Below are 19,755 nucleotides of genomic sequence, written 5' to 3'. Positions count from 1 at the left end.
CCGCTGAATCAGATTACAGTGTTTTGCATAGAACTCTAAGCAATTCAGACGCGACGTCCCGCAGGGCCCTTCTCCCGACGCCGCCTTCAGGCGGTCTCGGCCTGCTCGGCGGCCCGCGCGAAAGCCTTGAGGCCCAGGCTGAGGATCACGGCCGAGACCGGCAGGGCCGCGGCGGTCACGATCGCGATCCCGTAGCGGAGCGCGTCGTCCCGCCCGAACACCAGGTCGGTGACCAGCGCCATGGCCGTGGGACCCATCCCCAGGCCCACCAGGTTGGCGACGAGGAAGTAGACGGCCACCACCCGCGCCCGGAGCCGGCTGGGCGTGATCATCTGGAGACCCGCGCCGGCGACGCCGCCGTGGATGGTGCCCAGCAGCATGCTCAGGATCATCAGCCCCAGCGCCAGCTCCCGGCTGGGGGCCAGCGCCATCCCGACGAACAGCGGCAGCAGGATCACGGCGTTCAGCCGGATCACCCGCAGGTGCGCGTCCTTGTAGCCGCGCCGATAGAGCGCGTCGGCCATCCAGCCGCCCAGCAGCAGGCCCGCCGCGCCCCCGATGGCGGTGGCGGCGCCGAACCACAGCCCCGCCTCGGGAACCGGCATCCCGTAGGTCCGGTGGAGGAACTGGGGAATCCAGGCCATCGCGCCGTACATCACTAGCGCGACCAGGGCCATGCCGGCGAAATGCGCGCTCAGCGCCGCCCGACGCGACCGGAAGAAGGCCAGGAACTCGCGTCCCGTCGCCGCGACGGCGGCCCCGGTCCGGGCCGGCTCGCGGACGGTGAGCGCCACGAGCCCCGCGAGCAGCAGTCCCGGCAGGCCGACGATCAGGAACGTCAGTCGCCAGGGCTCCAGCGCGCCGACGAACGGCAGGTCGACCGCCGCGCCCTCGGTGACGTAGCGCACGACGATCGCTCCCGCGACGAGTGCGATCCCTGACCCCAGGGGAACGCCGATCGAATAGACGGCCATCGCGCGGCCCAGGCGCTCGCGGGGGAAATAGTCGCCCAACATGGAATAGGCGGCCGGCGACAGGGTCGCCTCCCCTACCCCCACGCCGATCCGCGCCAGGAACAGCCCTGCATAGCCGCGCGCGAAGCCGCAGACCGCGGTCATCACGCTCCAGGCGGCGATCCCCGCCACGATCAGCCGCTTGCGGCTGCCGCGGTCGGCCATCCACCCGAGGGGCACGCCCAGGACGCTGTAGAACACCGCGAAGGCGAACCCCATCAGGAGGCTCATCTGCGTGTCCGAGATTCCGAGGTCGGCCCGGATCGGCCCGACCAGCAGGCTGAGGATCATCCGGTCGATGAACGAGAGCGTATAGGCGACCAGCAGGATCGCCACCACGTACCAGGCGTAGCCGCCGGGCTGCGCTGCGCCCGGCCTGGGCAGGACGAGGCTAAGCAAGTCCGAACACCCGATAGCGAACCCCGCGCGCGGTCCGTCGCCCGTACCCCACGGCCACCACGGCGTTCAGCCAGTCGTACCGGGGGTCGGCCGTCTCGAAGGTGGGCTGGATGCGGAAATAGTAGGCGCCCTCGTCCAATGTCTCGACCCGCTGCGGATCGCGGAAATCCGCCAGCACCGCCGGGGGGATCACCAGGCGTCCCGCGTAGGTGACGTAGATCAGCGCGCCGTCGTGCGACTTCCAGACCGAGCGCACGTCGATGAGCGTCAGCGCCGCGCCGTCCTGCCCGCGGCCCAGTTCCGACCAGTCGCCGCCGCCCGCCAGCACCTCGCCACGCAGGCGCTCGCCGTCGATCGTTCCCCCCGCGATGTAGCTGACCCGCCGGTTGCGCCACGGCGTCTGGCCCAGCGGCAGGGGCGCGTCGTCGTCCAGCCGGATATCCACGGTGCAGAGCGGCCAGACCGCCCCCGCGCTCGCTTCCCCCATGTCGCCTCCCAGCGGTCGGTTCTTATTGCTTAGAGTTCTACATGTTTACGCGGCCCGGGGAAGCGCCTGGGTCGGCCGGCGCGCGCATCGTCGGGAAGACTGGCGGCATCGGAAACCGGGCATCTATCCCTTGGTTTCGTTGAAGAGCTTCATCTCCAGCACACGCCACAGCGAGCGGACGAACGACGTGTCTCTTGCGGAGCGTCGCATGTCTTCAAGTCCGTCGTCGTCGATCCAGTAACCGCCGACCATGACTCCCGATGGCGATTCCACGGCGCCGATCTGCGTCAACGGATCGCCCGGCAGCAGGACCAGATTGGCCCGGTAGCCCGGCGCCACCACACCTGTCCGCTCGAAACCGAGGGCCAGGGCGCTCGTGCGCGTCGCCGCAGCGAGCGCATCGTGGGGCGACAACCCCGCCGCCACGAGGAGCTCTAGTTCCCGGGCCAGGGACGCGCCCGGCACGAGTCCGAAGCCGCCGCTGTCCGACCCGGCGATCAGGGGCACGCCCGCCTCGTGAAGAAGGCGTGTCGCGGTGAGGAAAAAGTCCGCGTGGGGCCGTTCGTAGGTCGACGGATCGACACCACTCCAATGCCGTTCCGAACCCCGCTCGAAGAAGCGCGTCAGCGGATTGATGGTGTCCGAGCCGGGGCCGTCCAGATAACGCCCCTTCGTTTCGGCGATGAGCACGAGGCGCCTGTGCGCGATCAGGGTCGGCGTGACCACCTCTCCGGAAGCGGAAAGCCTGGCGGCCAACCGCCGCATCCTGTCCTCGTCCAGGTCGTCCCGCAGTCCGTGCCAGACGATGGTCTCGATGTGTTCGAGCGTGGTGAGGCCGCGCCCAAGGGACTGCTCCCAAGGGATGTCGAACGGCCGCTCCCGCGGAACGCCCCTTGTCCGCACACCCTCGGGCGAGTGGCCGGAGACACTCATGCCGAGGCGGTCCGCCTCCTCGATTATGGCCTCGAAGGCTTCGCGGGTGAGGTTCGAGTAGATCTTGAGCGCGCGGTACCCCGCGTCATGCTGCGCCCGGACTGCGGCCCGGGCTTCATCGCCCGATGTGACCATCCGCTGTAGGACGTTCTCATTCGGCCCACGGCTGTTGAGGATCGGGCCTGTGGTGATGAAGTCCGGGCCGAGCAGCGCGCCCGTGGCGATGCGCTCCGAGAGCCGGAGATGAAACGGATAGCCGGACATGTTGCGGACGCCGGTCACGCCGTGGGCGAGATAGGCCGCCAGTTCCGCCTCGTCGTTGAGGTGGATGTGCGCATCGATCAGCCCGGGGATCAGGGTGCGCCCGGCGCCGTCCACCACGCGGACGCCCTTCGGCGCGGGCAAGGCGCCCGCCGCGCCGACTTCCACGATGCGGTCGCCCATCACGAGGACGGCGCGCGCATCCTCGACCTCGGGTGCGCCCGGGACCATCGAAACCAGCCGCACATTGTCGATCAGGACGCCGATGGGTCGCGCCCGGTTGAGCGTCAGGGCGTCGGGCGGATCGCTGATGATCAGCCACAGCCATGCCGTGGCGACGGCCGCCAGGGCCGCGAGCCCGATGCCGACGCGCGCCAAGATTCTGACTGCCATGAAGGAAATTATGCCCCGCCTGTGAAACACCAACGCGATATGGCGTGGGTTGAGAGGATCGTTCGCGGCGAGGGTAAGGCGTCCAAGGCCTAGCCTCCAGGGTCCGGCGTCCAGGGTCCGGCGTGCGGAGTGTCCGGCTTCAAACCGGAATGGCGCGCCCGGCAGGACTCGAACCTGCAACCGTCCGCTTAGAAGGCGGATGCTCTATCCGGTTGAGCTACGGGCGCGGACGCGGCGTATCAGTGCGTCCAAGGAATGCGGCGGCCGAAGGCGAAGTTGTCGGCATAGGCCTTGATGATCCGCTTGGCCGGCGCGGGATCGACGAGCTGGAAGGCGATGCCGTGCTGCTCGGCGTAGCGCACGGCCTCGTCCTTCGTGTCGAAGGTCAGGCGCACCTGGCTCGACTCGGTGTCGCTGGTCACGGTCCAGCCCATCAGCGGATCGGGGCGTCGCGCGGCCTTCGGCTCGAACTCCAGGACCCAGGCGGCCGCCTTGGCGCGGCCCGACTGCATGGCGGTCTTGGACGGACGATAGATGCGCGCGAGCATGCGGGCGGCCTGTTCCTCAAAATCCTCGCCGGCTGGTCGGGGCGGAGAGATTTGAACTCCCGACCCTCTGCTCCCAAAGCAGATGCGCTACCAGGCTGCGCTACGCCCCGAGGACGCCGGCGGACGTGCGATATAGCCGTTTCGGCTTTTCCGCAAACTAACCCCGCCGATCCATCAGCTTGAACACGCCCGACGCCCGCACGATGTCCACGCCGCGCGCGCGCAGCACGCCTTCGGCGAACGCGACATCCTTGGTGGCCCGGGTCATGCGCGACTCCCCGACCACCCAGTCGCCCTGCCGCGCCATGTGCAGGAAGTCGATGGAGAGGTGGATGGTCACGCCGACCTTCCCCGTGCCGAACCCCACGGCGGCCGCGAGCAGTCCGTCGGTGAAGGCCGACAGCATCCCGCCGTGGACCAGGCCGATGCCGTTGGTGTGCCGCGGCAGGGCGTAGAACGCCTGCGACACCAGTCCATCGACGACCGGTTTGTGGAAGTATGGCCCGTTGTGCGTGGAGAACTGGCCGCGGCCCGAGGAGCGGAGGAAGCCGGGCGGCGGCTCGGGGATCAGGTCGTCTGTATTCATCTCTTCGGAATCATCTCGCAGGAGTCCTGGGCGCCGTGAGGCGCACTTCATAGAGGCGCGGCCACAGCTTGCCGGTCACGAAGATGCGGTCGCCACGGCTGTCGTAGGCGATTCCATTGGCCACGGCGTCGGGGTCCGGCCGGCGCACGGCGTCCGGCAGCGACGACAGGTCGATCCAGCCCTTCACGGCGCCGGTCTCCGGGTCGACCCGCGCGATGAAGTTCGTCCCCCAGACGTTTCCCCACACCTCGCCCTTCACCCACTCGATCTCGTTGAAGTTGGTCAGGGGGCGGCCCTCGACGGTCATCCGCACGCGGCGGACCTCCTTGAACGTCCTGGGATCGAAGAAGCGCAGCACCGGCGTGCCGTCGCTCATGATCAGGTGACGGCCGTCCTGCGTGAGTCCCCACCCCTCGCCCGCGTAGCTGAAGGATGCGCGCAGGGCGAAGGTCTTGAGGTCCCAGCGGAATCCCACCCGGTCCTGCCAGGTCACGCTGATCAGTTGGTCGCCCCAGTTGACCAGGCCCTCGCCGAACATCGACGGGGCGATGGCCTTGGACTGCAGGACCGCCCCGTCGCTCAGCCGCACGCGCCTTATGGTCGAGCGCCCGACGAGCCCCGTGCTCTCGTAGAGGTGGCCGTCCAGGTAGAGCAGGCCCTGGGTGAAGGCCTTCGGGTCGTGCGGGTAGACCGCCTTCACCTCCACCCCCTGCACCGGCAGCGCCGCGGCCGCGGCGCAGGCCCACGCGAACGCGGCCCAGAACGTCGCCCAGAACGCGGCCCACGATGCGACGAGGGCGGCGGCGGAGCGGGATAGGCAAAGGCGAAGGGTCACGCAGCCTCCGGTCGGACGGCCCCTCCTTTGGAACGCCGCCCGGCGGCAGGCAAGGCCCGGCGCCTGGATTGGGGCCCAGAGACCGGGCGCAGTGGGATCGGATATCGGAGATCGGCCCTCCGTCGAAACCGGGGGCCGGGGTCAGGCCGTGGCTAGAGCGCTTTCCGGCGAAGTGGAGCCCGGTTCGCCGTTGGAAAGCGCGGCAAATCAAGATTCTGGAGCGCCGCTCCGCTTCGATCGGAGCGAATAGCGCTCTAGGAGACCTGACCGGGCTCGATCTCGGCCACGACCAGGCCTTTCGGCCCCTCGGCGAAGCGCACCAGCACGCCGTCGCCCGGCTGGAGATCCTCCAGTCCGGCCCGCCGCAACGTCTCGATGTGGACGAAGATGTCGCCTGGCTCGCTGTCCCGGACCACGAAGCCATAGCCCTTGGCGCGGTTGAACCACTTCACCGTGGCGCCTTCCAGAGGGCCTGTGGCGCTGACCGGCCGCCGCACGGGCCGCGCCGCATCCGATCGCCGTGCGGGATCGGCTGCCCGACGCTCGCTGGGCGTAGCCGAACTCTCGTCCACCAGCACCACCTCGGCCACCTGCCAGCCCTTGGGCCGGCGGACCACGTCGCAGGTGATGAGCGAGCCTTCCAGGCAGCTTTCCCGCCCCGACGTCCGAAGGCTGGTCACGTGCAGCAGCACGTCCTTCAGGTCCGTGATCGCCGGGTCGTCCGGCACGATGAACCCGTAGCCCTTTCCCGCGTCGAACCACTTCACCCGGCCGGAGATCCGCACGGGCGGCGGTCCCTCGGCATGCTCGAATTCGTACCCCATGCGCCCCTCGGCCCGTTGTCCCCCGACACATCGGCTCAGGCCCACTATAACACTGTTCTCGTAACCTGCGGCCCGTCAATGGGATTCACGGCGCCGCTTGGCGGGCCACCGCCCAGCGTGTCGGCAAAGCCGCACCGGCCGGTCGGCCTGGAGTCATTGTAAAGGGCGGATCATTCGCAGAGTGGACCGCCGAGCAGCTCAAATCGACGGCCCCGTACAAGCTCCGCAGCGATGGAGAGCGCCCTCGCGAACCCACCGATCCCCGAAGAACGTTCAGCGCTTGGACTTCGGCGCGCCTGGGAGTTCCTCAGCCGGCAAAGCGGCGATGCGGTCGGCAGGCCGGTGGCGCGCCGTCCAATTCGCCAGCGCCGCGGCGCCTTTGTCCCGGACAGGCTTAGTGATGACGTTGCCTCGCTGCGTCAGACCCTCGACTTTGTCGAAGCTGATTTGCGCCGCGCGGTTCGCGGTCACCTCCGCGCCGTTGACGTTCTGCAACAGGATGTAGGTCAAGAGCTCCCGTGTCGGAACGCCGTCCACCTCCCTGAAGGTGATAAGTTCGTTACCCCGTATGGTCACTCCCGTCGTGGGCTTCCCAGTATGACCCACGATCCGAAGCGCGTTCCATCCCGTGCCCAGGATCAGGTTATCCTCGATCGTCAGCCCGTCGTAGGGATGCCCGGCCTCGTCGCGGATGAAGATCCCCTGCATGGCCAATCCACGGCCTCGATCGATCAGGTTGCGGGCAATCAGAATGTTGCGTGAAGGCGCCGTGGTGGCAGACGTCCAGAACTGGATGCCGTCGGGATGGTCTGTCCCGACGCGGAAGATGTCTCGAATCTCATTGCCGACAATCCGCACATCCTGGACCTGGGCGAAGTCCATGCCGTCGCTGCGCAGCAGATGCAGCCGGTTGTCCTCCACCCGCACCTTCGACGCTGGTCCTACCAGCAGGCCGCGATTCAGTTCGGTGAACTCGCTGCCGGTGACCGAGACATCGTGGCAATCGCGGAACTGCACACCGTAGGGGTCGTTGCTCGGGTCCCCGTCCAGTGAGCCATGCACTTTTACGCGCTCCAGCGCGACGGCTTCACAGCCGTGGAAGACGAAGCCGTAGCCGCGGGTATTGGGGTTGGTTGCGTGCAGCGTTACATCACGAAACACGAGGCCCCGCGCGCCCCTGACCGTGAAGTCGGTCACAATGGCGGGTCGGGTCGGGTCCGCAGAGGTGATCACGATGGGCCGCGCCGGATCCCAACGCTTCACGTGCCTGAAGGACAGACCGTTATAGACGCCGGGTTTGAGCCGCAACACATCGCCGGCAGCGAGCCGGGTCAGCACAGCCGGGGCGGTTTGCGGATCGACCACGGTCGAGGCCGCACACGATGGGACGACCCAGGCCGAGCTTGCGAGAAGCGTCAGCAACAGGGTGGCAGGGCGAAGGGACGTCATGTCGTGCTCCTGTAGGTTTGTCTTCGGCGCCCCCTCTGCGATACCGGCCACCAGCGGCTCTTCCGGGCGTCCTTCTCATTGTAGAGTTTCAAAGTCGGTTTGCTTCATCAACATCTCGGGCCTGCAAATCGACGTCCACCCCGGAATGGAATCCGGCGTTTCGGAAAGCTTGAGGGGTTTCGGCGCTCGACTGCTGCGAACCTCGCCCAGTTCCAGAAGACTTGTGAACCTCGGCGCGGCGCTCGCTTGGCGCTGACCCTTCTGCTCTATACCAGCCAGATACAGGCCAGATACCGGCCAGCGTGGATTGGACGTCGTTCTGGTGGGGCGGGGGCATGTTTGCGACGGTCGCATCCAAAACCGACCTCCCACTTCTGCTTCCCCGCCAACTCACTTTCCCACAAACTGCCTATCGAGGCCTTCCAGCACAGTCGGCTTGACCGACTGGTCCGTGGAACGCGCCACGACGATGCGGCGAAGGCGGATGCCCCACAGTCTATGGAAACCTCCAGCCTAGACTAGGACACGACCATCCGAACAGGATCTGGACCGACGTGACACTCTGCAAGGCCATCTACAGGCCGCGACCGATCAAGAACGCCGCCGGGCCTGTGTGGACACGCGAACAGGCGCGTCAGGCCTCGCCGAACCCAACGAACGGAGAGTATGGCGACTTCGAAAGTGGGAAGCCGCGCCTGGCAGTCCCTAGGGGAGTCGAACCCCTCTCTCCAGGTTGAAAACCTGGCGTCCTAACCGATAGACGAAGGGACCGCTTGGCGCGAGGCCGGGTCTATAGACGCCTTCGTTTTGGGGTGCAAGCGGCTCATCGCCACATCACGTCCGGCGCGGATCAGCCACGTCCTCGATCTCCAGTTCGACGCCTTCACGCCCTTGCCAATCGTCGGGTTTGAGCCGTCCGGCCACGTGGATTCCGCCCCCCTCCTGCATCAGGCGGCGACCCGTCTCGGTCTCTTCCGCCCGCCACGCCACGGCCTTCAGCCGGCCGCCCGAGCCGTCCATCAGCGTGCAGCGCACGTGCCCGCCGCGCAGCGCCATCGGCCGCTCCACGCGCACGTCGGCGGCGGCGAACACCGGTTCGGGGTTGCCCGGCCCGAAGGGCGCCAGCCGCTGGAAATCGCGCCAGATCGCCCGGTCGGCGCCCCGCGCCGTCACCAGGGCGTCGATGTCCAGGCCATCCTCGGCCGCCGCGGCGCCGGCCTCGTCCGCCAGGGCCGCGCACAGGAACTCGCGCAGTTCCGGGATCGCCTCGGGCCGCACCGACAGGCCGGCCGCCATCGCATGGCCCCCGCCGGCCAGCAGCAGGCCCGATTCATAGGCCGCCTGGACCGCCCGCCCCAGGTTCACCCCCGGCTGCGACCGGCCCGAGCCCTTGCCGACATTGGCCGCCCGGTCCACGCCGATGACGAGGGTGGGCTTGCGGTAGCGTTCGCGCAGCCGTCCGGCCACGATGCCGATCACGCCCGGATGCCAGCCGTCGTCGGCCACGATCAGGCACGGCGCGTCGCCGAAATTGCTCTCGCGCTCGATCTGGCGGACCGCCGCCTCCTGGACCTCGGCCTCCACCTGCTTGCGCGAGGCGTTCAGCGCGTCCAGCTCGGCCGCCAGCGCCGCGGCCTCGTCCGGATCGTCGGTGGACAGCAGCCGCGCGCCCAGGTCCGAGCGCCCGATCCGCCCGCCCGCGTTGATCCGCGGCCCCAGCAGGAACCCCACGTGGAACACCGAGGCGGGGCCCAGGTCCGTCGTCGAGGCTCCCTTGGCCACCGTCATCAGCGCCCTGAGGCCGGGGTTCGCCCAGCCCGACATGACCTTGAGGCCCTGCGCCGCCAGCGCCCGGTTGAAGCCCGTGAGCTGCGTCACGTCGCAGACCGCGCCCATGGCCGCCAGGTCCAGCCAGCCGCGGATGTCGGGCTCGCCCGTCGAGGTCAGGCCGCGCCGCCGGGCCTCGCGGTTCAGCGCCGCCAGCAGCACGAACGCCACCCCCGCCGCCGCCAGATGCCCCTGCCCCGAACCACAGTCGGGCCGGTTCGGATTCACCAGCGCCGCCACCGGGGGAACCTCGCCCGGCCGCATCAGGTGGTGGTCGATCACCACCACGGGCAGGCCGATCTCGCCGGCGCAGGCCAGGGCGTCGTGCGCGGCCGCGCCGCAGTCCACCGTCACCACCACGTCCGCGCCCTCGGACTTCAGCCGCCGGAACGCCGCCGGCGACGGGCCATAGCCTTCGGCGATGCGATCCGGCACATAGATGGCGAGGTCCAGGCCCATCGCCCGGAACCAGCGCACGATCAGCGCCGCCGACGAGGCCCCGTCCACATCGTAGTCGGCGAACACCACGATCCGCCGCCGCGCCTCCAGCGCGTCCACCAGGACCTCGGCCGCACGGTCCATGTCGGCGAACGAGGACGGGTCGGGGAATAGCGCTTTCAGGGTGGGTTGCAGGAAGTCGGCGGCGGCCGCGTCGTCCACGCCCCGCGCCGCCAGCGCCCGCGCCAGGGGCTCGGAAAGGCCGTGCGCCTGCTGGTGGCGCCGCGCCAGATCGGGGCACGCCGAACGCTGACGCCAGACGCGGCCCGAAAGCGAACGTGTCACGCCGAGATAGCCCCCGGTCGATCCGATGTTCGCGCCGCCGTCCGCCATCCGCCTGCCTGTTCGCGCCCCTGACTGTTCGCGTCCCTGCGTGTTCCCGCCGAAGGGTACGCCCGCGACACTATCGGCCTGCGCCGGCCGAGTCGCCAGCCGGACTCTGGGCGTCCAGCGACTCTGGCGCCAGCCGACGTCAGAAGCGGACGCAGGGAGCCCCCCAGCCGCCAAGGCGCGTGGCGGCGGACGGCGCCGGACCGGGGGCGCCGCGGCGGGGCGCGGGCGCGAATTAACCCTTGCCGTGGTCCGGGAAGTCGCGACGAATGCGTGACGGGGCTCGGGCGCAGGGGGCTGGTCCGCCTCGCGCGCTCCGATCTCGCACCGGCTCCGGGGGGTTCCGATGTCACGCGCAACCGCGACAGGCGGGCTCCCGCCGCTGGTGGAGAGCTCGCGCCTCCGGCTGCTGACGGTTCTCCTGTTCTACATCGCCCAGGGCATTCCCCTGGGTCTCTTCTACGTCGCGATCCCCGCCTACATGGCCAGCAGCGGCGCCACGCCGCTGCAGATCGCCTCGGTGGTCGGCATGACGTCCCTGCCCTGGACGCTGAAGCTGGCGAACGGCTTCATCATCGACCGCTACACCTACCTGGCGATGGGGCGCCGGCGCGCCTGGATCATCGGCGCCCAGGCGACGATCGTCCTCGGCTGCCTGTGCGGCGCCGTGCTCCAGCCGGGCGGCCAGGACGTCCTCCTGCTGTCGGTCCTGGCGTTCGGCGTCAACCTGGCGACGACGTTCCAGGACGTGTCGATCGACAGCCTGGCCGTCGACATCATGACCGAGGACGAGCAGGGCAAGGCCGGGGGCGTGATGTTCGGCGCCCAGGCCCTGGGCATGGCGGCGTCCGGGGCGGCCTGCGGCTTCCTGATCCAGACCCAGGGCGTGGCGGCGGGATTCGCCGCCTGCGCCTTCGGGCTGGCGCTGGTCCTCGTCTACGGGATGATGCTGAGGGAGCGCGCGGGCGAGAAGCGCCTGCCCTGGTCGCGCGGCGCGGCGCATCCGCACAACGTGGCGATCCAGGTCGACGCGTGGGGGCCGCTCCTGATGGGGAGTTTCCGCGCCATCCTCGCGCCCATGAGCCTCCTGTTCGTGCCGTTCCTGCTCCTGCGGGCGATCCCGGTCGGCGGGACCGAGGTCTATTATCCCGTGCTCACGCAGACGTTCGCCGGATGGTCGATGACCCAGTTCACCAGCGTCCAGTCCTCGGCGATCCTGGGATCCGCCATCTACGCCCTGACCGTCGGCGGCTGGATCGTGGGCCGCTTCGGCGGCAAGCACGTGCTCATGGTCGTCCTCCCGGCGATCGCCGTGTTCATGCTGGGCATGGGCCTCTCGAAGTCGCTGTGGAGCAACGGCGGGTTCATGACCGCGGTGATCTGGTCGCAGGAGTTCATCGGCATCACCTATGCGATCTGCATCATCCCCCTGGCGATGCGCCTGTGTTCCCCGGGCGTCGCCGCGACCCAGTTCACGATCTACATGGCGGTGGCCAATTTCGGCCGGCCGCTCGGCGCCTCCCTGTCGGGCGCCACGACCGGCGGGGCGACGCCGGAGATGTTCTTCTTCATCGTGGCGGGGATGTTCGCCCTCGGCGCCGCGGGAATCTGGCTGTTCAGGCCCGGAACGACGAACGCCGGCACGACGCCGGACGTCACCCCCGCGCTGGGAACGGCGCCGGCCGAGCACTGAGCATCAAAGCCGGGACACGCGGTTCCTTTTGGCAGGCGACGTCCACCATCCCTGCTTTGTTATCGGCTTCGAAGGCGCTCCATCATTCAAAAGACCAACGCCACCGCCTGCTGCTGGCGGGGGTCGGCGTTGACCGGCCCAGGCGTTTTTTCCACTCTTCCCGGCAGGCAGAAGGAGGCTTTCGATGCGCAGGACTTTTTTGCGTCTGTTTTCCGGCGCGTGCCTTGCTGCGGCGCTCGCGGGGCTGGCATCGCTGCCGGCACAAGCCCAGGCGCAGGCGGCCTCCGCGTCGAGCTTTGAAATCGCCGGCGTTCGAATCGGCATGACCGAGGCGGAAGCCAGATCGGCGCTGAGGGCTTTTGACTCCAGTCTCAGCATCAGACCCGTCATGGCCGTGTTCAACTATAGCGACGGCGTCAATCACGCCCTGAGGACGCCGGAGTTCTTGGGCCGGCTGGAGGCCTGGAAGGACAATCAGAGGCCGGTCGTGAAAGTCTATTTCTCCGGGCCGGTCGGCGACGTGAGGGTGATCAGTGTCCGCCGTGACGAGATTCTGGTTCAAAATCGTCCCACTGCGGCGCAATTCGCGCAGGATCTCATCCGCAAGTACGGACGGCCGGCGGGGATCAACGGAACGAGGCTGCACCACATCGTATGGGAAGACGCCGGAAGGCCATCCTGCATCAGGGTGAGGGAGGCCGGAAAGATTACGTTCCGCGTTGATTCAGGGGCGGGCATGGCCGAGCACTCCACGGCCGAAGCGTTCTATGTGGGGCGGAGCAAGGAGGTCGAGGCTCGCGGCCTGCTTCCGGCCGATCTGACGCAATGCGGCGCCTATGTAGACTACTATCTCCTCGGCGACCCGGTGAGCACCTTCGCGGCGGAGCTGAACGATCTTGGCGCGATCATCACAGCCGAGCGCAGCAGAAAGGCATGGGTTCAGCAACTCAAGGACGCCGCAACGCGTAAACGGCAGGGCCAGGGGCAAACGCCGAGATTGTAGGTCCCCGTCCGGCCAGGGGCGCTCATGCGTTTCGTGATTCCGCAAACGGCCAGGCTGTCCCGCGCTGTCCCAAGAAATACGCGTCCCTGCTCTGCGACCAAGAGCAGGGACACACATCACTTTCCAGCTTCTGGCCCTGGCGGCGGCTTTCCGTTCCCAACCTTCGCTTTCCAGCCGGCTTGCGCCGGTTTCGGCGAGCAGGACCGTCAGACCGGCCGCTTCATCCGCACTTCCCGCACGGTGCGCGTGGCCGAGTTCATCACCAGGGAGTGGGTGTGGACGAAGCCGCCGCTCACGCCCACGCCGTCCAGCAGCGCGCCCTTGGTCACGCCGGTGGCCGCGAAGATCGCGTCGGCGCGGACCATCTCGTGCAGGTCGTATTTCTTGTCGAGGTCGGTGATCCCGACCCGCGCCGCCCGCGCCCGCTCGTCGGCGTTGCGGAATACCAGTCGCCCCTGGAACTGGCCGCCCACGCACTTCAGCGCCGCGCAGGCCAGCACCCCCTCGGGCGCGCCGCCCGACCCCACGTAGAGGTCGATGCCGGTCTCGGGGTCGGTCGTGTTGATCACGCCCGCCACGTCGCCGTCGGTGATCAGGTGGACCCGCGCGCCCACCGACCGGACCCCGGCGATGATCTCGGCGTGCCGCGGGCGATCCAGGATGCAGACCGTGATCTCGCCGGGATCGACGCCCTTGGCCCTGGCCAGCGCCTGGACGTTCTCGGCGGGGCTCTTGTCCAGGTCGATCACGCCGGCCGGATAGCCCGGCCCGCAGGCGATCTTGTCCATGTAGGTGTCGGGCGCGTTCAGCAGCGTGCCCTTGGGCGCCCAGGCCATCACCGCCAGCGCGTTGGCCATCGCCTTGGCGGTCAGCGTGGTGCCTTCCAGCGGGTCCAGCGCGATGTCGATCTTCGACTTGCCGCCCTTGCCCACCTTCTCGCCGATGTACAGCATGGGCGCCTCGTCGCGCTCGCCCTCGCCGATGACGATCTCGCCGTCGATCTCGAGGTCGTTCAGCGCCGTGCGCATCGCGTCGACGGCGGCCTGGTCGGCGGCCTTCTCGTCGCCGCGGCCGGCCAGTTTCCAGGCCGCTATGGCCGCGGCTTCGCAGACGCGGACCGCGTCCATGATCAGATTACGGTCCAGAACGTCGGAACTCATGTCGTCTCAGTCCCCTGAAAGCCCAGCCTGAGGGCCCGGTACGTTTGCGCGACCCGCCGCGCGGGCCGCCTTTTGAGCCTAGATGCGAGCGATCCGCAACAGGCGCGGTCGATCCAGCACCGCGTCCAGCCCGGCGATGCGCTCCACCGCCGCCGTCAGCGCCGATTCCGTCACCGCGTGGGTGGTCAGAACGATCGGCACGCCCTGCGCGCCCTCGGTCGGCTTCTGGAGGAAGCTCTCGATCGAGACCCCCGCCTCGGCCAGGGTCTCGGAGACCGCGGCGATCACGCCCGGCTCGTCCTTCACCAGGAAGCGGAGATAGGCGCGTCCGGTCATCCTCGACGGGTCCACCGCCTTGAACGGCTCCAGCGCGCCGGCGGGCGCCTGGAAGACGGGCCGCTGCGGGGCGGTCATCACGTCGGCGATGTCGGCGGCCACGGCGGCGGCGGTCGGCCCCGCCCCGGCGCCCGGACCCTGCACGAAGATGCGCCCGATCCGGCGGCCCTCGATGAACAGCGCGTTCAGCGCCCCCCCGGCCTGGGCCAGCGGATGGTCCAGCGGCGTCAGCGACGGGCGCACCCGCACCAGCACGCCGTCCTCCGACCGCTCGGCCGAGGCCACCAGCTTGATCCGGTACCCCAGGTCGCGGGCCATGCGGATGTCCAGCAGGTCCACCTGCTCGATGCCCTCGATCTCGGCGGCGGCGAAATTGGGGGCGCAGCCGAAGGCCAGGGCCGCCAGGATGGTGATCTTGTGCGCCGCGTCGAACCCGCCCACGTCCATCGTCGGGTCGGCCTCGGCGTAGCCCAGCCGCTGCGCCTCGCCCAGCACGTCGGCGAACGAGCGCCCGCCCGCCTCCATCTCGGTGAGGATGTAGTTGCAGGTGCCGTTCAGGATGCCGGCGATCGACTGGACGTCGTCGCCGACCAGGGCCTCGCGCACCATCTTCACCGCCGGCGTGCCGCCCATGACGGCGGCCTCGAACAGCAGCGGCGCGCCCTTCGCCTCGGCCAGGGCCGCCAGTTCGGCCCCATGCTCGGCGATCAGGGCCTTGTTGGCGGTCACGACGGGCTTGCCCAGCGCGAGCGCGGCCTCGACCGCGGCCTTCGCCGGGCCGTCCGACCCGCCGATCAGCTCGACGAACACGTCCACGTCGGGCGACCGGGCCAGCGCGACGGGATCGTCGAACCACGGCAGGTTCGAGATGTCGAACGGCCGCGGCCGGGTGCGCGAGCGCGCCGAGACGCCGGTCACCACGGCCCGCCCGCCCGCCGGGGCGAAGCCGGGCCGCTCCGCCAGGAAGTTCAGCAGGCCCGCGCCTACCGTCCCCAGGCCGGCGACGCCGATGCGCCAGGTCTTCGGTTCGCTCATTGCGCCGCCATCGTGTTGTGGGCCCGGCCCAGGATCTCGTCCGAGTTGGCCAGGAACTTCTTCACGTTGCGCGCCGCCTGCCGGATGCGGTGCTCGTTCTCCACGAGGCCGATCCGCACATAGCCCTCGCCGTACTCGCCGAACGCTACGCCCGGCGCCACGGCCACGCCGGCCTCCTCGACCAGGAGCTTGGAGAACAGCATCGAGCCGGCCGCCTCGTACTGCGGCGGCAGCTTGGCCCAGGCGAACATCGAGGCCGGCGGCGCGGGGATGTCCCAGCCGGCCCGCCGCATCGATTCCACCAGGGTGTCGCGGCGCGACTTGTAGATCCCGCGGATCTCCTCGATGCACTCGGGCGGGCCGTTCAGCGCCGCCGCGGCCGCCACCTGGATCGGCGTATACGCCCCGTAGTCCAGGTACGACTTCACCCGCGCCAGGGCCGCGCACATCCGCTCGTTGCCCACCACCATGCCCACGCGCCAGCCGGCCATGGCGAAGGTCTTGCTGAGCGAGTTCACCTCGACGGCGATGTCCTTCGCGCCCTCCACCTGCAGCAGCGACGGCGGCGGGTTGTCCTCGAAGTAGATCTCCGAATAGGCGATGTCCGAGAGCACCAGCAGGTCGTGCTTGCGCGCCAGCGCGACGACGTCCTTGTAGAAGTCGAGGTCCACCCACTGCGCCGTCGGGTTCGACGGATAGCTGACGATCAGCACGCTGGGCGGCGGGGCCGAGTGCTTCACCGCCCGGCTGATGCCCGACAAGTACTCCTCGGGGCTGCCGGCCGGCACGTGGCGGATCACCCCGCCGGCCATGATGAAGCCGTAGGCGTGGATCGGATAGGCCGGGTTCGGGCAGATCACCACGTCGCCGGGCGCGGTCAGGGCCTGGGCTAGGTTGGCGAAGCCCTCCTTCGAGCCCAGGGTGGCGATCACCTCGCGCTCGGGATCCAGCTTCACGCCGAAGCGGCGGCCGTAGTAGCCGGCCATGGCCTTCCGGAGGCCCGTGATCCCCTTCGAGGCGGAATAGCGCCCGGCCTTGGGGTCGCGGGCCGTCTCGACCAGCTTGTCGACGATGTGCTTCGGCGTCGGCATGTCGGGGTTGCCCATGCCGAAGTCGATGATGTCCACACCCTGGCCGCGCAGGCGGGCCTTGATGCGGTTGACCTCCTCGAAGACGTAGGGAGGCAGGCGGCGGATACGATGGAATTCCGGTGTCATGTTGAGCTCTTGCGCCGCGGTTCGCCCATGCGGCCGATCTGCGAGCTGACGTCAGGCTTCGATAGACTCTCGGGCAGAGTCCGCAAAGCGGGTTCGGGATTTTTTCGGCCTCTCGCGGCGCTCCGGGCCTCCTGGCTCCTAGCGCGGCGGAGGCGGCTTAGCTCGCTCGCGGACCTCCCGGGCGAAGGCCTCGGATTCCGCCGGGTCGGGCGGAACGAACTGCGGGCCGGCGTCGTCGCGTGCGCGCTCGGCGAAGCTGTCGGTGCCGTCCAGCGTCCAGGTGCCGGGTGCGGTGGCCCGGGTCAGGGCCTCGCCGGCCGCCAGCACGGCGTGCGCGTCCTGCCCGTACTGCGCCACCGGGCGCAGGTCCTTGGGCGGCTTGGGGATGTCGGCGAAGGTGGGGAACCGGCCGCCCTGCCGGCTCATCCGGGCCACGTCGCCCGCCACCGCCGATTGAGGGTCGATCCTGGCGTCGCCGAACGCCGCCCCGACACAGCCGGACAGCATCAATCCGCCCGCGCCCGTCACGAGACAGGCGGAGAGACAGGTGACGACCCTTGCGGCAGTCGGCAATAGTGGGCGCGACGCATTCATTTGCGCCAAGGTCTTATGCGATGATCGTTGACGGCGAAAGAGCGCGCGTTGTCGCTCTCACGCCTCGGGAGGACGAACGATGAGCGAGCAGGCCGCAGGCCCGCCGAAGGGCAAGGGTCGCAAGACGGGCGCCGCGGCGAAGGTCGCCAAGGCGACCGCGTCCAGGGCGGTGGGCGAGGAGAAGGCGGCGCCCGAGACGGCGTCCGAGGCCAAGAGCTTCAGCCCGGCGCCAGCCGCCGCGCCCGATCCAGCTCTGAAATCCGAGGGCGCCGCGCCGGCCGCCGCTTCGGCCGCCTCGCCGGTCACGGGGGGAATCGCCTTCGACGCCGTGGCGTTCACCGGCGAACAGCGCGCCCAGCTCGAACAGCTCTCCCTGAACCTCGCCCGCGCGGCGGTCACGGCCCAGGGCACGATCGCCGAGATGGCCCTGCGCCAGGCCGAGCGGCCGGCGGCGCTCTCGCCCGACCCGTTCCACGTGGCCCCCGCCCTCACCCAGGTCATGGGCCGCCTCGCCGCCCAGCCCGACCGCATGATGCGGGCCCAGGCCGACCTATTCTCGCGCTACCTCGACCTGTGGCAGACGACGGCGCGCCGCGCGGCCGGCGAGCCGGTCGAGCCGGTGGTCAGCCCCGCCAAGGGCGACAAGCGCTTCGCCGATCCCGACTGGTCCGACAACCCGGTCTTCGACGCGATCAAGCAATCCTACCTGCTGACGGCGAATTTCCTGAACGGCCTCGTGTCCGACGTCGACGGCGTCGAGCCGCTCGAGAAGCGCCGCGTCGAGTTCTTCATGCGGATGCTCACCGACGCCTTCTCGCCGTCGAACTTCCTGGCCTCGAACCCGGCCGCCCTCAAGGAGGTGATGGCCACCGGCGGCGCCAGCCTGGTCAAGGGCATGGAGAACTTCCACGCCGACCTCCAGCGCGGCGGCGGCCAGCTCGCGATCGCCCAGACCGACTACGAGATGTTCAAGATCGGCGAGAACGTCGCCACGGCGCCCGGCAAGGTCGTCTTCCGCAACGAGATCATCGAGCTTCTCCAGTTCTCGCCGTCGACCGACGAGGTCTGCGAGATCCCGCTGCTGATCTTCCCGCCGTGGATCAACAAGTTCTACATCATGGACCTGCGGCCCGAGAACTCGCTGATCCGCTGGCTGGCGTCCCAGGGCTTCACCGTCTTCGTCGCCTCGTGGGTCAATCCCGACGCGCGCCTCGCGACCAAGACGTTCGAGGACTACATGCGCCAGGGCATCTACGAGGGCGTGGCCGCCGCGCTCGAACAGGCCGGCGTCGATCGCGTCAACACCGTCGGCTACTGCATCGGCGGGACGCTGCTCTCGGCCACGCTCGCCCACATGGCGGCCAGGGGCGACACGTCCATCGGCTCGGCCACCTTCTTCGCGGCCCAGCAGGACTTCTCGGAGGCCGGCGACCTGCTCCTCTTCACCAACGAGGACTGGCTGAAGGATCTCGAGGCCAAGATGGACGAGGGCGGCGGGGTGCTGTCGGGCCAGACCATGGCCGACACCTTCAACGCGCTGCGCGGCAACGACCTGATCTGGTCGTTCTTCGTCAACAACTATCTCCTGGGCAAGGAGCCCAAGCCCTTCGACCTGCTGTTCTGGAATTCGGACCAGACCCGCATGCCCAAGACGCTCCACACCTTCTACCTCCGCCGGTTCTACGGCGAGAACGCGATGGCGAAGGGCGAACTGACCCTGGACGGCGTCCGGATCGACCTGAGCCAGGTGAAGATCCCGATCTACGTCCAGTCCTCCAAGGAGGACCACATCGCGCCCGCCCGCTCGGTCTACAAGGGCGCGCGGCTGTTCGGCGGCCCCACCACCTTCACGATGGCCGGCTCGGGCCACATCGCCGGGGTCATCAACGCCCCGGTCGCGAAGAAGTACCAGCACTGGACCAACGACGCCCTGCCCGCCGCGCTCGACGAATGGCAGGCCGGCGCCGTCGAGCATCCCGGCTCCTGGTGGCCGCACTGGGCCGCCTGGCTCAGGGCCCGCTCGGGCGAAACGGTGCCGGCCCGCGACCCCGCCAAGGGCCCGCTGAAGCCCCTGGGCGACGCCCCCGGGGAATATGTGAAGGTCAAGAGCTGATCCTCGCGCGGCGAGCCTTCGCCGTGATCGCCGGGACAGCGAAGCGCAAGATCGGGGTGACGCCGCCGGCCTACGTCCGTTTCTGACGTAGCGGGGTGGTTGGATGTCCCTCATGTCCGAGGGACCCGACATCGACGTCGTGGCGCTGGCCGCGCTGGACCGGCTGGCGGCGCTGGACCTCTCCGCCGCGGAGAAGGCCCACGGCGCCCTCATGGCCGCCG

At 69.2% G+C, this 19,755-nt stretch carries 16 protein-coding genes and 3 tRNA genes; 3 read left to right on the top strand and 16 right to left on the bottom strand.

Annotated features, from left to right (window positions below):
* Positions 1-86: 86 nt before the first annotated feature.
* From WG212_RS01475 to recJ, 12 genes are all read right to left on the bottom strand, one after another.
* Entirely contained in the window at positions 87-1,412 is a 1,326-nt protein-coding gene (locus WG212_RS01475; protein ID WP_337185290.1) for an MFS transporter, read from the bottom strand.
* Positions 1,405-1,899 (bottom strand): DUF3237 domain-containing protein, encoded by a 495-nt coding sequence (locus WG212_RS01470; RefSeq protein ID WP_337185289.1) that lies wholly within the window; start codon positions 1,897-1,899, stop codon positions 1,405-1,407. The genes WG212_RS01475 and WG212_RS01470 overlap by 8 nt, the downstream gene beginning before the upstream one ends.
* A gap of 123 nt (positions 1,900-2,022) precedes the next feature.
* A complete protein-coding gene (locus WG212_RS01465) occupies positions 2,023-3,666 on the bottom strand; it encodes an amidohydrolase family protein (protein ID WP_337185288.1) in 1,644 nt (547 codons plus the stop codon).
* Positions 3,637-3,713 (bottom strand) — tRNA-Arg (locus tag WG212_RS01460). The genes WG212_RS01465 and WG212_RS01460 overlap by 30 nt, the downstream gene beginning before the upstream one ends.
* A 12-nt stretch (positions 3,714-3,725) precedes the next feature.
* On the bottom strand, positions 3,726-4,034 hold the full coding sequence (locus WG212_RS01455; protein ID WP_337185287.1) for an ETC complex I subunit: 309 nt from the start codon (positions 4,032-4,034) through the stop codon (positions 3,726-3,728).
* A gap of 33 nt (positions 4,035-4,067) precedes the next feature.
* Positions 4,068-4,144: transfer RNA gene (locus WG212_RS01450), tRNA-Pro, on the bottom strand.
* A gap of 47 nt (positions 4,145-4,191) precedes the next feature.
* On the bottom strand, positions 4,192-4,620 hold the full coding sequence (locus tag WG212_RS01445) for a PaaI family thioesterase (RefSeq protein ID WP_337185286.1): 429 nt from the start codon (positions 4,618-4,620) through the stop codon (positions 4,192-4,194).
* A gap of 10 nt (positions 4,621-4,630) precedes the next feature.
* On the bottom strand, positions 4,631-5,455 hold the full coding sequence (locus WG212_RS01440; RefSeq protein WP_337185285.1) for a glutaminyl-peptide cyclotransferase: 825 nt from the start codon (positions 5,453-5,455) through the stop codon (positions 4,631-4,633).
* A 254-nt stretch (positions 5,456-5,709) separates the two neighbouring features.
* Positions 5,710-6,279 carry a cold-shock protein gene (locus tag WG212_RS01435; protein WP_337185284.1) on the bottom strand — a complete coding sequence of 190 codons (570 nt, stop codon included), beginning with the start codon at positions 6,277-6,279 and terminating at the stop codon, positions 5,710-5,712.
* Positions 6,280-6,552: 273 nt separating this feature from the next.
* On the bottom strand, positions 6,553-7,728 hold the full coding sequence (locus tag WG212_RS01430; protein ID WP_337185283.1) for a right-handed parallel beta-helix repeat-containing protein: 1,176 nt from the start codon (positions 7,726-7,728) through the stop codon (positions 6,553-6,555).
* A gap of 696 nt (positions 7,729-8,424) precedes the next feature.
* A tRNA-Glu gene (locus WG212_RS01425) sits at positions 8,425-8,499 on the bottom strand.
* A gap of 63 nt (positions 8,500-8,562) precedes the next feature.
* Complete coding sequence (recJ, locus tag WG212_RS01420; RefSeq protein ID WP_337185282.1) at positions 8,563-10,386, bottom strand: single-stranded-DNA-specific exonuclease RecJ; 1,824 nt, start codon at positions 10,384-10,386, stop codon at positions 8,563-8,565.
* Between the two features lie 343 nt (positions 10,387-10,729).
* On the opposite strand from recJ, the gene WG212_RS01415 reads away from it, so the two are divergent.
* Entirely contained in the window at positions 10,730-12,076 is a 1,347-nt protein-coding gene (locus tag WG212_RS01415) for an MFS transporter (protein ID WP_337185281.1), read from the top strand.
* A 184-nt stretch (positions 12,077-12,260) separates the two neighbouring features.
* A complete protein-coding gene (locus WG212_RS01410; protein ID WP_337185280.1) occupies positions 12,261-13,079 on the top strand; it encodes a hypothetical protein in 819 nt (272 codons plus the stop codon).
* Positions 13,080-13,285: 206 nt separating this feature from the next.
* Here the strand turns inward: WG212_RS01410 and glpX are convergent, their stop codons facing one another.
* The 4 genes from glpX to WG212_RS01390 form a co-directional block, all read right to left on the bottom strand.
* Positions 13,286-14,239, bottom strand: a complete 954-nt coding sequence (gene glpX / locus WG212_RS01405; RefSeq protein ID WP_337185279.1) for a class II fructose-bisphosphatase — start codon at positions 14,237-14,239, stop codon at positions 13,286-13,288.
* A gap of 78 nt (positions 14,240-14,317) precedes the next feature.
* Positions 14,318-15,610 (bottom strand): homoserine dehydrogenase, encoded by a 1,293-nt coding sequence (locus WG212_RS01400; RefSeq protein ID WP_337185278.1) that lies wholly within the window; start codon positions 15,608-15,610, stop codon positions 14,318-14,320.
* The gene (locus tag WG212_RS01395) at positions 15,607-16,827 is read right to left on the bottom strand and encodes an LL-diaminopimelate aminotransferase (RefSeq protein ID WP_337185277.1); all 1,221 of its coding nucleotides are present in this window, start codon (positions 16,825-16,827) and stop codon (positions 15,607-15,609) included. Before WG212_RS01395 ends, WG212_RS01400 begins: the two co-directional genes overlap by 4 nt.
* A gap of 138 nt (positions 16,828-16,965) precedes the next feature.
* On the bottom strand, positions 16,966-17,334 hold the full coding sequence (locus WG212_RS01390; RefSeq protein ID WP_337185276.1) for a hypothetical protein: 369 nt from the start codon (positions 17,332-17,334) through the stop codon (positions 16,966-16,968).
* 166 nt (positions 17,335-17,500) lie between these two features.
* Between WG212_RS01390 and phaC the strand changes: the two genes are divergently transcribed.
* Positions 17,501-19,534, top strand: a complete 2,034-nt coding sequence (gene phaC, locus WG212_RS01385; RefSeq protein WP_337185275.1) for a class I poly(R)-hydroxyalkanoic acid synthase — start codon at positions 17,501-17,503, stop codon at positions 19,532-19,534.
* Positions 19,535-19,755 lie beyond the last annotated feature (221 nt).

Origin of the sequence: Phenylobacterium sp. (genome assembly GCF_037189685.1) — a bacterium.
In the GTDB taxonomy this organism is placed as follows: Bacteria; Pseudomonadota; Alphaproteobacteria; order Caulobacterales; family Caulobacteraceae; genus Phenylobacterium.
Note: the sequence above shows the minus strand (reverse complement) of the source record. Positions and strands in the feature narration are given on the sequence as shown.